This is a genomic window from Enterococcus sp. MSG3290, assembly GCF_050555565.1.
Lineage (GTDB): Bacteria > Bacillota > Bacilli > Lactobacillales > Enterococcaceae > Enterococcus_B > Enterococcus_B faecium.
Genome location: NZ_CP187862.1, coordinates 985,928 through 999,132, shown reverse-complemented (window position 1 = coordinate 999,132; position 13,205 = coordinate 985,928). Strand labels below are relative to the sequence as shown.

Annotated in this window: 17 protein-coding genes; 7 read left to right on the top strand and 10 right to left on the bottom strand. The window is 36.5% G+C overall.

The genetic code is table 11. The features are described from left to right. Positions 1-71: 71 nt before the first annotated feature. The 5 genes from IGL31_RS04670 to IGL31_RS04650 form a co-directional block, all read right to left on the bottom strand. On the bottom strand, positions 72-257 hold the full coding sequence (locus tag IGL31_RS04670) for a hypothetical protein (RefSeq protein ID WP_002290431.1): 186 nt from the start codon (positions 255-257) through the stop codon (positions 72-74). Positions 258-273: 16 nt separating this feature from the next. Further along, positions 274-504: a helix-turn-helix domain-containing protein gene (locus IGL31_RS04665; protein WP_002290430.1), complete on the bottom strand. Its 231-nt coding sequence runs from the start codon at positions 502-504 to the stop codon at positions 274-276. Continuing rightward, positions 501-1,055, bottom strand: a complete 555-nt coding sequence (locus IGL31_RS04660; protein WP_038398692.1) for a hypothetical protein — start codon at positions 1,053-1,055, stop codon at positions 501-503. Before IGL31_RS04660 ends, IGL31_RS04665 begins: the two co-directional genes overlap by 4 nt. Positions 1,056-1,117: 62 nt before the next feature. Beyond that, a complete protein-coding gene (locus IGL31_RS04655; protein WP_162846314.1) occupies positions 1,118-1,270 on the bottom strand; it encodes a hypothetical protein in 153 nt (50 codons plus the stop codon). Continuing rightward, positions 1,267-1,491, bottom strand: a complete 225-nt coding sequence (locus tag IGL31_RS04650) for a helix-turn-helix transcriptional regulator (RefSeq protein ID WP_038398690.1) — start codon at positions 1,489-1,491, stop codon at positions 1,267-1,269. The genes IGL31_RS04655 and IGL31_RS04650 overlap by 4 nt, the downstream gene beginning before the upstream one ends. A gap of 170 nt (positions 1,492-1,661) precedes the next feature. On the opposite strand from IGL31_RS04650, the gene IGL31_RS04645 reads away from it, so the two are divergent. The 6 genes from IGL31_RS04645 to IGL31_RS04620 all read left to right on the top strand — a co-directional run bounded on the left by IGL31_RS04645 (position 1,662) and on the right by IGL31_RS04620 (position 6,351). Further along, entirely contained in the window at positions 1,662-1,988 is a 327-nt protein-coding gene (locus IGL31_RS04645) for a helix-turn-helix transcriptional regulator (protein ID WP_010732290.1), read from the top strand. A 31-nt stretch (positions 1,989-2,019) separates the two neighbouring features. Beyond that, positions 2,020-2,466, top strand: coding sequence for an ImmA/IrrE family metallo-endopeptidase (locus tag IGL31_RS04640; protein WP_080114445.1), 447 nt, complete (start codon positions 2,020-2,022; stop codon positions 2,464-2,466). 59 nt (positions 2,467-2,525) lie between these two features. After that, on the top strand, positions 2,526-3,215 hold the full coding sequence (locus tag IGL31_RS04635) for an SHOCT domain-containing protein (RefSeq protein ID WP_061573481.1): 690 nt from the start codon (positions 2,526-2,528) through the stop codon (positions 3,213-3,215). Between the two features lie 136 nt (positions 3,216-3,351). Further along, the gene (locus tag IGL31_RS04630) at positions 3,352-3,918 is read left to right on the top strand and encodes a DUF5067 domain-containing protein (protein WP_086299746.1); all 567 of its coding nucleotides are present in this window, start codon (positions 3,352-3,354) and stop codon (positions 3,916-3,918) included. A gap of 122 nt (positions 3,919-4,040) precedes the next feature. After that, entirely contained in the window at positions 4,041-4,949 is a 909-nt protein-coding gene (locus IGL31_RS04625; RefSeq protein ID WP_016252646.1) for a hypothetical protein, read from the top strand. A gap of 178 nt (positions 4,950-5,127) precedes the next feature. After that, positions 5,128-6,351: a tyrosine-type recombinase/integrase gene (locus tag IGL31_RS04620; protein ID WP_086299747.1), complete on the top strand. Its 1,224-nt coding sequence runs from the start codon at positions 5,128-5,130 to the stop codon at positions 6,349-6,351. 103 nt (positions 6,352-6,454) lie between these two features. Here IGL31_RS04620 and IGL31_RS04615 read toward each other — a convergent pair whose 3' ends face one another. Then, on the bottom strand, positions 6,455-7,801 hold the full coding sequence (locus tag IGL31_RS04615) for a glucose-6-phosphate isomerase (protein WP_010728282.1): 1,347 nt from the start codon (positions 7,799-7,801) through the stop codon (positions 6,455-6,457). A gap of 111 nt (positions 7,802-7,912) precedes the next feature. Further along, entirely contained in the window at positions 7,913-9,262 is a 1,350-nt protein-coding gene (gene gdhA, locus IGL31_RS04610) for an NADP-specific glutamate dehydrogenase (protein ID WP_002317577.1), read from the bottom strand. 116 nt (positions 9,263-9,378) lie between these two features. On the opposite strand from gdhA, the gene IGL31_RS04605 reads away from it, so the two are divergent. Beyond that, a complete protein-coding gene (locus IGL31_RS04605; protein WP_086299748.1) occupies positions 9,379-10,632 on the top strand; it encodes an NAD(P)/FAD-dependent oxidoreductase in 1,254 nt (417 codons plus the stop codon). Between the two features lie 70 nt (positions 10,633-10,702). Here IGL31_RS04605 and ybaK read toward each other — a convergent pair whose 3' ends face one another. Genes ybaK through IGL31_RS04590 form a run of 3 tightly spaced genes read right to left on the bottom strand, consistent with a single transcriptional unit; the run spans position 10,703 to position 13,163 of the window. Continuing rightward, positions 10,703-11,188, bottom strand: coding sequence for a Cys-tRNA(Pro) deacylase (gene ybaK / locus IGL31_RS04600; RefSeq protein ID WP_086299749.1), 486 nt, complete (start codon positions 11,186-11,188; stop codon positions 10,703-10,705). Positions 11,189-11,210: 22 nt separating this feature from the next. Continuing rightward, positions 11,211-11,969, bottom strand: coding sequence for a type I 3-dehydroquinate dehydratase (aroD, locus tag IGL31_RS04595; protein WP_086299750.1), 759 nt, complete (start codon positions 11,967-11,969; stop codon positions 11,211-11,213). 15 nt (positions 11,970-11,984) lie between these two features. Further along, a complete protein-coding gene (locus tag IGL31_RS04590) occupies positions 11,985-13,163 on the bottom strand; it encodes a class I SAM-dependent rRNA methyltransferase (protein ID WP_086299751.1) in 1,179 nt (392 codons plus the stop codon). Positions 13,164-13,205: the final 42 nt, after the last annotated feature.

Below are 13,205 nucleotides of genomic sequence, written 5' to 3'. Positions count from 1 at the left end.
CCAAAATCATTCATTGTTTTAGCCTTCCTTTCGTGCTAAAATACAGTTAAGTTATTTTGTTATGTTGCCGATTAGCGATTGCCGTCGCTGGTCGGTCTTTTTTGTGTTGGCATTTTGAAACTTTCTCTTACAGCAGTAACCGCTACTAAGGTTCCCCAATAAATAAGTGCATATGCTGGATTAATACTTGCCAGTACAATAGCTACTAGGCTCATAAGCAAAGCACTTTTGACAGTCATTTTAAAAACTGTTCTCATTACTTCATTCTCCTCTCTAATTAGTATTGCGTTCTTCCCATTCCTTAACTAACTCGAAATCGTATTGCAAAACACCTCTAACTCTTCGGGAAGGTAATGGATCATTATTTGAGTTAGTCCATTTGGAAATAGTAGCTACTGAGACACCGAAATATTCAGCAATATCTTTAGCTTTCTTCCATACTCTTTCTTTTGGCTTCTTTTTTGGAGCTAAAGGAACCACTTTTTCCATTTGTGAAACTTTCATTTTAACTCTCCTTTCATATATCCTTGATTTACCCAGTACGATAATCGCTGCTCACTGAGCTTACGGATGTCGATACCAAGCATTTCGCATAATGCACTGATAAGAGTTACTTCAACCATAATCTCGTCTAAAAACTCATAGGCGTATGAGATTATTTGTTGACGATCGTCAGCGGTTAAATAATTAACTTGTTTAAGAAGAATTTTCTCAACTTCTTGTTTCTTCTGCTTACGTTCGTCAGATTCAATCATTTGCAACTTATCTAATGAAGATGGATCTCTTCTATAAACATCACCATCAATTGATTTGAATAGACCGAAAAACTCATGAATCACTTGAAGAGTAAAATCAGAATCTCGAAAGTGATCAGTTAAAGCTTGGGCATTTTCAAGTGTGACTGGCTTTGTATTATGTGGCGTTGACCAATCGCTTAGTGATTGTTGTGATACATTGATTTGCCTTGCTATTTCCTTCTTGGTTTCACCACTCTTATTAATCGCTTCAACTAACGGCTCTCTAATCACCACTGATTGTTTTAGCATTTTCCCCACTCCTTTTTCTTATTTACCCACATAGTAATATGAACAAATTCCCTATATTATTGATTTATAAATCAAACAAAAGCCGCTTCATCTAATTCTCGTTGAAGTTCTTTTTGAACTTCTGCAACTAAGCGATCAAGTTGATCATCGTTAGCGCATTTGATGATGTGAATCAATCGTGGTCTAGCATCAAGTACAATGTTTATTTTTTCTTGTCGTGTCATTTGGTAACCCCCTTACGTGTCAATTCGCGTCTTTCTTTCTCAAAAAAAATAGTCCAGTCGAATTCTAATGCGGATGCTATACGCATAGCATTCTCGACAGATGGTCTACGTCTTCCTTGCTCTATAGATGAATACGTTGTTCTTGGTATATCAGCTAATCGAGCTACTTCATCTTGCGTCATTTTTTTTGATGTCCGCATTTTAACTAGCCAGTTATTCATTAAAAACCACCCCCTTTCAATGTGTCGAATTGCGTATTTTTATAGTACTACGCATTTTGACACGTGTCAACGATAAAATACTCTTTTTGACACATTTTTTTGTTTATATTTATTATACGCAATATGCGTAGTATGATTAATACGAAGCGAATCATTAGGAGGTGTAAAAAATGTTTGGTAATCGTTTAACAGAATTAAGAAAACAAAGAAATTTAACCCAAAATGATATGGCAAAATTATTAGGTGTTGCTAGAACTACGTACTCATCTTACGAACAAGGCAGAAGAACTCCTGATGTAGAAATCCAAAACAAAATTGCAGACTATTTTGGAGTAACTTTAGATTATCTTCATGGAAGAAACCAAAAGAATGATTCGACTTATACTAAAAAACAACAAACTGTTGCTGCTCACATTGATGACGATGTTTCAGATGATGAAATGAAGGAAATATTAAATTTCATTGATTACATTAAAAATAGAGATCACAGTAAGTAGGTGTTGTTGAGTGGATAAGGTCGAAAAATTCATGTCTAAGTTTCCCAATTTAGAATATAAATTTGAAAAGTATATGCCAGAGAAACAAAAAGGATTGTATATCGATAATGTCATTTATTTAAATCCAGAACAATCAATTCAAGAAATGGCAAGCACTATAACTGAAGAAATCGGTCACCACTTATCTAGCGTTGGGGATATTGTCGATCAGGACACTAATGAAAAAAGAAAACAAGAACAAAAAGCTAGAGATATTGGCTTTACACTGCTGGTTACTCCACAAGATTTTATAGATTGTTATAATGAAAGATTCACATTTATGTGGGAATCAGCAGAATTTCTAGGCATAACAACAGAGGCGTTAAAAAATGCAGTTAGAACATATTCTAAGATTTATCCAGACGGTCTAGCTTATAAGAACTATAAAATCTTATTTAAGGCTAATGGAACTGTAGGCGTTTTCGAGTGGTTTGATTGATTGCTGTAAAGTATTATGAATTTCTAAATATTATAAATATAAATAATGGAGTGAGAAGCATGGGCTTGTTTGGCAATAGCCAAAAGAAAGAAGAAAAAATAAAAAAAAAATTATTAATTCAAGAAGAAAATGAAGAAAAGAAATTACTAAAAAAAAGACAACAAGAAGAAAACTTAAGAAAATTAAAAGATTTTACTCCTAATAGAACAATTGAGAAAAGTATTTTTATAGATACAGAAAAACGACAATTTAAAATCAAGGGGCTCTTTAATTCTAGTTCTATTTATGATTTAGATAAAATAAACAGTTACGAATTAGTCGAAAATGGAACTTCTATTTCTTCAGGAGGATTAGGAAGAGCTGCTATAGGTGCCCTAGCTTTTGGTGGTGTAGGAGCCATCGTTGGAGCAGTTACTGGTAAAAAGAAAGATAATACTATTATAGAGCATCTTAATATAAAAATTAATATGAATGATCTGGATAAACCAGTTATATATTTGCCACTGATCAGTAAGAAAACAAAACGTAGCTCAATGTTATATAAAAATGCTATTGTACAAGCTGATAAAATATTATCAACTTTAGACATATTGTTAAAAGAAACCTCTAAAGAACAAATAAATATTATAGCAGAAAATCAAGTATTTTCTCCTGCTGATGAGTTAAGAAAATATAAAGAACTTTTAGACGACGGAATAATTAACCAAGAAGAATTTAATATAAAGAAAAAGGAATTATTGGATTTATAGAAATCATCTCTAAATTGAGAAATTAACAAATTTATACGGACTTCCTGAAAGCGCGTATAGATTTTTAATTTAATTGGCGGCTACTACTTCCTGCCTCAAAGTGGGAGTAAATTATTTTATTTTTTTGGAGGAAAATATGAAAAAAATAGTTGGGATAGGATTGATTTTGTTTTTGAGCATCACATTAGGTGCTTGTGGTAACAACGATTCAAACTCTGATGTGCCTAAAAAAACGACTACTAATACTTCTACAATGGTTACTTTAGAGAGCAGCAACTCTATGGATTCAAGTACTGAAGAAAAATCTACAAGTGATACAACTTTTGAAGACGATTCATCAAAGATTGTAATAAAAAACACTGAAGAATTATCTAGCCAATATGATCCAAATAAAAAAATATTAGCTATTGAAATTCAATATACTAATAAATCTGACAAAGCTCAAAGTCCTTGGATGGCATTCGCTACATCAATCAAACCTATACAGGAAACAGATAAAACCGAAGAACTATTGAGTGGAGCAAATGGCTTGTTCCCTCAAGACTACAAACCAGATCTTGTAAAGATGGGCGATACAGATGTTAAGCCTGATGCTACTGTTGATGCAGTTGTTGGTGTAGAAATTATTTATCCAGGTTCTCCTATTATCATGAAAGATTTTATGGATAATGGAAGTTTTGAAAAAACTATCCCTACTAATTAAAAAAGGTTGGCCTTCGGGCTTTCTTTTTGTTAAGGCTTTATTAAGGGCGACTATCACTACCTGCCTTCAAGTGGGAGTAAATACTTGATTTACCCAGTGATATATTCAACAAGGAGGAATAAATGAGTACGTTTTTAATTTTAGTTGGGTTCTTTGGTTTTCTATTTGGAGTATGTTTTTTAGTATATTCTTTTTTCTCCAAGAAGAAACGTTCAAAGAAAAAGATTAGTATTGGAATTCTAGTAGCTTTTATAGTTATGGTAATCGGAGGGGCTCTTGCTCCACCAACAACTGGACAAGCAGATGTACACAAAGACGCTAAATCTTCATCTTCTAGTGTATCTGTCTCTTCTGAAAGCCGAGAAAAAGATGAAAAAAAGGCTAAAGAATTAGCTAAAAAGAAAAAGGCCGAAGAACAAAAAGCTAAAGAAGAGGCTGAAAAAAAGCACCAAGAAGAACAAAAAGCTAAAGAAGCTGAGAAAAAGCGCCAAGAAGAACAGAAAGCTAAAGAGGCTGAGAAAAAACGCCAAGAAGAACAAAAAGCTAAAGAGGCTGAGAAAAAACGCCAAGAAGAAATTAATCAAAAAACTTCAACAGCTAAAACCATTCTGGAACAAGCTGAAGCTAATCCAACTAGAGATAACTACAATGCAGCATTATCAGCTATCCAATCTATACCTGGTGGAAACCAAGAATTACTAAATCGCTTAGTCAATGTTGATTCAACTATAAAATCTAATGAGGCAGCTGAAGCAGAACGACAAAAGCAACAAGCTGCTGAAGCTCAGCGTCAGGCTCAAGAACAGCAAGCTGCTGAGGCTCAACGTCAAGCTGAACAACAAAATAATTCATATACTGTTGATGGCCAGTGGTCTATCGCTGCAAATGGTATGGTTTTCGCTCGTTCAGATAGTGGAAAGTACTATTCTCGTGTTACAAATCCAAATAATTATCAATATATGACTCAAATAGATGCTGATAATGCTGGGTATAGTCGTGCCCCTCGAGGGAATCAATACGCTCGGCCCTAATTAGTTGCATTGTAATAGTTTAAGATCAGCCTTCGGGCTTTTCTTTTTAAATATAAAAGAACATAAGTTCGTATAAGAACTCTGTTAATACGAAGATTTTCTAAATATTCGTTCAAATCACATACCTCCCCTAAAATATTCTTATTATTAGAAATGAAATACGAAAGGATTGATTTTAATGGCTTCCATTAAAAAGTACTATTTAAAAAAATCAAAAGAATATCGTTATGAAGTCTATATATCAAATGGAATTGATCCTGGTACTAAGCTACAGAAAAAGATTCATAAAAAAGGGTTTAAAAGTCATGAAGAAGCAGAAAGATTCGCAAAAATTATCGAAGGTGAAATAGCTTCAGAAGAATATACACAAAAAAACCCTAAAAATTTGACTATAGAAAAGTTTATGGACGATTGGATTAATAACTATAAAATGAATGTTAAAGAAGGAACAAGAATTGTTCACAGAGCAAATATAAAAATGTACATCACTCCATATATTGGAAAATATAAACTAGATAAATATACTAGAGCTGATCATCAAAGATTCATCAATCAGTTACTTACTAAAAAGGGTTTGGGGAGAACTAAGGAAGGTCTCTCAGTAACAACAGCCAAAAGTATCAATGCCACTCTTAGCAATGCTTTCAAAAAAGCTATTCAGTTAGGATATATAAAGAATAACCCTACTAGTTTTGTTGAGTTTCCAAGAAATCAATCTGATAAAAAGAAAGTTAAATATTATACTTTTGATCAATCTGAACTATTTCTCGAATTTGCCAAAAAAGAAAAATCATTTATATGGTATCCCTTTTTCCTTATTATATTTGATCAAGGATTGCGAAAATCAGAAGCTTTAGGGCTTCAATGGGCTGATATTGATTTTTCTCAGAATACACTTAATATTAATCGTGAACGACTTGGAGCTGCTGAAAAAGGACCTAACAAAGGTTTGATTATTACAGATGACACAAAAACCCCATCTGGTACACGATCATTGCCTATGACAAAACGAGTAAAGAAAGCCTTATTGACTTTAAGAAATCAAGTAATAAAAGAATTTGGTTTTTTACCTGAAACAGATGACCACGAAGCATTTATTTTTATAAATACTTACGGTAAAAATAAAGGTATTCCAATAAGGGATAGAACTGTTAATGGTGCTTCTCACAGAATTGAAAAACGTGCCAATCTCCCCCACATAACTGTGCATGATGGTAGACATACTTTTGCAGCTAGAACGAGACAAGCAGGAATACCTTTAGAAGATATCAAAGATTTTTTAGGTCATAAAGATGTTTCTACTACACAAGTCTATGCCCATATTTCTCCCGAAGTGAAAAAAAGATCAATGAATCAACTAGAAAACTATATAGAAGAGCAAATAAAAAAGCACTCAAATTGAGTGCTTTTTTTAAGTTCACTATCACTAAAACTATCACTAATTTTATTTAGAAGCGAACATGTTTCTATCACTGATTTTTTAAATCTAGCGAAAAAACCTTATCTTACAGGCGTTCGTTCAATTCTTTCGCAAGGTCTTCAAAGCCTGGTTTGCCTAGAAGTGCGAACATGTTTTTCTTGTAAGCTTCTACACCTGGTTGGTCGAATGGGTTGATTCCATTCAAGTAACCTGAAATACCTACAGCAATTTCAAAGAAGTACATTGTATAACCCAATGTATAAGCATCCATTTCTGGAATTTTGACTAGCAAGTTAGGCACGTCACCGTCTGTATGAGCAAGCAATGTTCCTTCAAATGCTTTTGTATTTACGAAGTCCACTTCTTTTCCTTGCAAGTAGCCTAGACCGTCTAAATCTTCTGCTTGTTCAGGAATTGTGATTGATTTACGAGGTTTTTCAACCTTCACAACTGTTTCAAAAATATTGCGACGTCCTTCTTGGATGAATTGTCCTAAAGAGTGCAAATCAGTTGAGAAGTTTGCGCTTGAAGGATAGATGCCTTTTTGGTCTTTTCCTTCAGATTCACCATACAATTGTTTCCACCATTCTGAGAAGTATTGCATTCCTGGTTCATAGTTGATCAACAACTCAGTTACTTTGCCTTTACGGTAAAGAATGTTACGCATTGCTGCGTATTGGTAAGCTTCGTTTTCTTCTAGTTTGTCGCTTGAGTATGCTTTGCTTGCATCAGCGGCACCTTGCATCAATGCATCGATATCTGCACCACTAACAGCGATTGGTAACAAACCAACAGCAGTTAATACAGAGAAACGTCCGCCGATGTCATCAGGAATCACGAAAGTTTCCCAACCTTCTGCATCTGCTTCTACTTTAACTGCACCTTTTGCTTTATCTGTTGTAGCGTAGATACGTTTGTTTGCTTCTTCTTGTCCATATTTCTTAACAAGAAGCTCTTTGAATACACGGAACGCAATCGCTGGTTCAGTAGTTGTTCCAGATTTTGAAATAACGTTTACTGAAAAGTCGCGATCACCGATTACTTCGATCAAGTCAGCAATATATGTTGAGCTGATTGAATTTCCGGCAAAGAAGATTTGTGGTGCTTTTCTTGTGTTGCTATCTAATAAATTGAAGAATGTGTGATTCAAGAAGTCGATCGCTGCACGAGCGCCTAAATAAGAACCACCGATACCGATAACAACTAATACTTCAGAATCAGATTGGATTTTTTTAGCTGCTTCTTTGATACGTGAAAATTCTTCTTTGTCATAGTTCGTTGGTAAATCGATCCAGCCGCGGAAGTCGCTTCCTGCGCCAGTACCTTCCCGTAATTCGTTGTGGGCTGCTGTTACTTGGCTTTGCATGTACCCTAACTCTTGTTCGTTGACAAACGGTGCTACTTTTGAATAGTCAAAATGAATGTGTGCCATTTGTTCTCCTCCTTATAGGTTTACTCTACAGGTAATACTTTACGTTTTTTTTTATTATTTTTCAAGCAAATAAACAAAATGCTGACAATATTTCCAAGAAAGTTTCATTTTTCAAACTAAACCTTCTGCTGCCATTGCTTTGGCAACTTTTTCAAATCCAGCAACATTTGCTCCAAGAAGCAGATTTTTTTCGTCGCCGTACTCGGCTGCTGTTTGGCGACACGTATGGTAAATCGTTTCCATGATTTGATCCAGCTGCTCATCCACTTGCTCTCTTTCCCAAGTCAATCGCTGGGCGTTCTGACTCATTTCTAAAGCAGATACTGCCACTCCTCCAGCATTAGCAGCTTTTCCTGGACAATACCACACGCCTGCTTCATGAAGAACAGAAACAGCTTTTACTGTACATGGCATATTAGCGCCTTCTGCTACGATTTTGATCCCATTTTCTACTAAGATTTCGGCCAAGCTTTCGTCTATTTCATTTTGAGTAGCACATGGCAAAGCGATATCCGCTTTTTCTTTCAATGTCCAAACAGATTCTCCAGCATGATAAATAGCAGAAGGACGCTGGTTTGCGTATTCCGTCAAACGTTGTCTATTGATTTCTTTGACTTCTTTCAATAGTTTCACGTCTATTCCTTCTGGATCATAGATGTACCCGCTAGAATCTGAACATGTAACAACTTTCCCGCCTAGCTCTTGCACTTTTTCGATTGCATAAATGGCTACATTCCCGCTTCCGGAAACAAAAACTGTTTTTTGATTAAATGAATCTTTTTCTTCGTTCAATAGATGTTTGACATAATACACTAATCCATAACCAGTAGCTTCCGTACGTATCTTACTTCCCCAAAAATCCAAAGGTTTACCCGTCAACACACCAGTATCATATTTTTTCAATCGTTTATATTCGCCGAACAAATAGCCGATTTCTCTAGCTCCTACACCGATATCTCCCGCAGGAACATCAATCGATGGGCCGATATGTTTTGACAATTCCAGCATGAAACTTTGACAAAAACGCATGATCTCATTATCAGATTTTCCTTTAGGATCGAAGTCACTTCCGCCTTTTCCTCCACCGATTGGCAGACCGGTTAAACTATTCTTGAAAATCTGTTCAAAAGCCAAAAATTTTAAGATACTTAGATTGACACTAGGATGGAAGCGTAATCCACCTTTATAAGGGCCGATAGCTGAATTGTATTGGATACGGTAGCCTCTATTTACTCGCCAGTTTCCTTCATCATCTTGCCAAGGCACTCGAAATTGAATAACTCTTTCTGGTTCCGTTAAAAGTTCTAAGATATTCTTTTCGATATATTCGGGATGAGTGTCCAAAAAAGACATAACCGTGGGCATGAATTCATCGATTGCTTGTAAAAATTCTTCTTGCCCTTGATCCTTTTGATGTAGCTTTTCTTGAATTGCTTGAACATATTCTGTTGCGTTTGTCATCGTTCCACGCTCCTTTGCTTATCTTCCCTCATTTTAGCTCATTTTCTCTTTTGGCTCAAAACATTTTTTTCTGTTTTCTTTCTTCAGATATGCTACACTTTCCTTGAGGTGAGGGAATGGAAAAACTGTATGATGTGATCGTAGTCGGCGCTGGAACAAGCGGGATGATGGCAGCGATCAGTGCAGCTGAACAAGGCGCACGCGTACTCTTGATCGAAAAAAACAAAAAAGCAGGAAAAAAACTACTGATGACAGGTGGTGGTCGGTGCAATGTTACGAACAATCGTCCTGTTGATGATTTGATTGCACATATTCCTGGAAATGGAAAGTTTTTATATAGTACGTTTGCGCAATGGAATAATTTCGATATCATGAACTTCTTTGAATCACAAGGCGTACATTTAAAAGAAGAGGATCATGGACGGATGTTTCCTGTAACAAATAAATCAAAAACGATTATCGAAGCATTGCTCAATCGTCTGAAAGAACTAGATGTGACGCTTCTATTCTTTACTCGAGTAGAGAAATTGATCCACAAAGAACATAAAATTTACGGTATACGCACGGAATTCGAAGAGTTCCATGCTCCTGCCGTTATCTTAACAACTGGTGGACGGACTTATCCATCTACTGGTTCTACTGGAGATGGGTACAAGATCGTGAAGCGAGTGGGTCACACGGTGACGCCTCTTTATGCGACAGAGTCCCCCTTGATATCGGATGAACCGTATATTCAGGAGAAAACACTTCAAGGGCTTTCTTTACAAGACATCACTTTACGCGTTTTAAATAAAAAAGGTCGTGTATTGACTGAACATACGATGGATTTACTTTTCACCCATTTCGGTATTTCTGGTCCGGCTGCACTGCGTTGTTCAAGTTTTGTCAATAAAGAATTAGAGAAAACGGGAGAACCAGTGACACTTTCTCTGGATTGTTTCCCTACACAAACCAAACAAGAGCTTATTCATTTATTGACAGAAAAAAGTAAAACCACCAAAAAGAACTTGGTAAATGCCTGGCACGGTTTATTACCTGAGCGATTGTTAGTTTTCTTTCTTGAGCGGCTTGAAATGGATCATCTGACAGGACAACAAGCCTCTCAAAAACAAATTCAAGATTTCGTTCAATTATGCAAAGAGTTTAAGCTATCAATCAACAAGACTTTTCCTATTGAGAAATCATTTGTAACTGGCGGAGGGGTTTCTCTAAAGGAAATTCATCCTAAAACGTTGGAGAGTAAAATCATTGATGGTCTGTATTTTGCGGGAGAATTACTGGATGTCAATGGTTATACTGGCGGCTTTAATATCACAGCGGCTTTCGCTACAGGGCATGTAGCAGGAATGAATGCTGGGCGAAGAGCATAATGTATAAAAAAGAAAGAAGAAGACTGGGCAAACAACATCCCGGCCTCCTTCTTTCTTTTATACGTATGATTTATTGTTTTATATCTGCAAATTGTCCGCTCGTTAATGCACAGATATCTTGAGGTGCTAACTCCATCTGTAGCCCTCTTCTGCCAGCCGAGACAATGATTTGTTCATAGCTTTCTGCAATTTGATCTAAATAAGTAGGAAATAGTTTTTTCATACCTATAGGCGAGCAGCCACCACGTATGTATCCGGTCGTTGCTTCCAAATCTTTTAAATGGAGCATTTCTACTTTTTTATTCCCTGAAACTTTTGCTAATTTTTTTAGATTCAATTCGGCTTCTCCCGGTATCACAGCAACAAGAGGCCCCGTCACATTGCCCACAGCAACCAGTGTTTTAAATATACGAGATTGGCTTTCTGGAAGCTGTTCAGCGACCGATGACGCACTTAGGTGGCTTTCGTCCCACTCACATTCGTGCTCTGTATAGGGAATCTTTTTTTGTTCGACCATACGGATTGCATTCGTTTTTACTATTTTTTTCTTTGCCAAAAAATATCACCTCAAACTTGTTCTACAACGGTTCATTTAATAATTGAATAATTTGCTTCAATGCTTTGACCGGTAATTGTCCTGGAGCAGAAGTAGAATCGCTGCTTAAGGAACCAAATGTCATAACGGAACCCGTCGTTCCGCCAGCCAGACGAGAAATTTTACCAAGATTTCCCATGGACATCGTAATAATAGGCATGGAGACAAAAGCATTTGCCCGTCTAGTCAACTCCATCAACCGCAAAACATCTCGTTCATTATTGGGAGTTACTGCCAGTTTTCCGATATCGGCTCCAAAATGTTCCATGACATTCAGTCGGTAAAGCAAGACAGGGTCAGCTGGTGTTTCTTTAAAATCATGACTACTGATGATCAAAGGGATATCTAAAGATTTGATTTCCTCTATCAGTCCTTTCCCTAAACTTTCAACTTTGAACAACTCGATATCGACCACATCTACTAATCCTGTGTGTATCACATGTTCATAAAGGTCGCGATACTGACGGATCGATATGTCTTGTTCTCCGCCTTCAGCTAAGGTACGAAACGTAAATAATAACGGCAGTCCATCAAGCATCTCATGGATAAGAACCAATGTTTCTTCTACTTCATCAAAAGAAAAAACTTCACGATAATGATCGACTCGCCATTCGACTAAATCGGCCCCTGCTTCACGTGCAAGAACTGCTTCACGTAATACTTCCTCTCGGACGGCCCCGATAAGAGGCGCACAAATCTTTGGTCTACCGCTTCCTATATTCAATCCCTTTACCCGAACCATTCTGCATCGCTCCTTCTAATGGTTATTTTTAATTTGATAAACAAACACTTTCAGATAATTGCCTTCTAAAAAGGTATCCGTCGTCTGGAAATCTTTTGGCAGACGATATAAAGCAAGTTGTTCAAAAAAAACATTTTTGGCATGGAATTCCTCTTCAATCATTGTTTGGAATTCTTCTATCGAGACATTCGCAGCATTTGTAGACGCAATAAGTATCCCGTCTTCTGCTAAAATATCCAGACTATCCTTGACCAGTTCCCCATAATCTTTTGCTACGCGAAAGACTTTTTTCTTATTTCTGGCAAAACTTGGTGGATCCAATACAATCATGTCATATAAAAATTGTTTTCTTTTGGCGTATTTGAAATACTCGAATACGTCCATAACAATGATTTTTTGCTGATCGACATCCAAACCATTCACTTCAAACTGTTCCTGTGTTTTTTTTAAACTGCGTTTTGCTAGATCGACACTTGTTGTTTCGATTGCCCCTCCCATTGCGGCAGCAACAGAAAAGGCGCCGGTATAACTAAACATGTTCAAAACTGTTTTCCCAGAAGCGAAACCTTCTGCTAATGATCCCCGTACTTCTTTTTGGTCTAAAAAGATCCCAGTCATTAATCCTTCATTTAAATAAACAGCAAATTTGACTCCGTTTTCTTTTACGATCAAGGGTTCCGGTGCCTCTTTTCCGTAAATGAACTGGCTCTCAGGCAGATTTACTGATTCAAATCGAATTTTCTCATAGCCTCCTATGATTTCCGGGTAGATTTCACGAAAAGCTTGAATCAATAATTCACGATGTGCATATAACGTTTCGTTATACCAAGAAAAAACAGCATAACCTGCATAATAATCAACAATCAGACCGCCGATCCCGTCTCCTTCTCCATTGAATATACGAAAAGCGGTAGTAGAATCATCTGAAAAAAAGAAAGTTCTTTTTTCTTTTGACTTCACAAAAAGTTCTTCAAAAAATGATTGATCAAATGGGATGTTCTGCTGGCTCAATACCCAACCGATTCCCTTATTCTGCTTTCCTAGATACCCTTTTGCGATAAATTGGTTTTGCGAATCAACTAATTCCACCCATTGCGTGGTTTCTTTTTGGGGATGAGCAAGGTCTTCTTTTTGGATCAGTGGATATCCTTTTTTCAATCGATTGCTTGCTCTTTTTTTTACTTGTACTTTCATTCCTTCACCTGCTTTAGCTTTCTCTTCCCAAGTATAACAAAA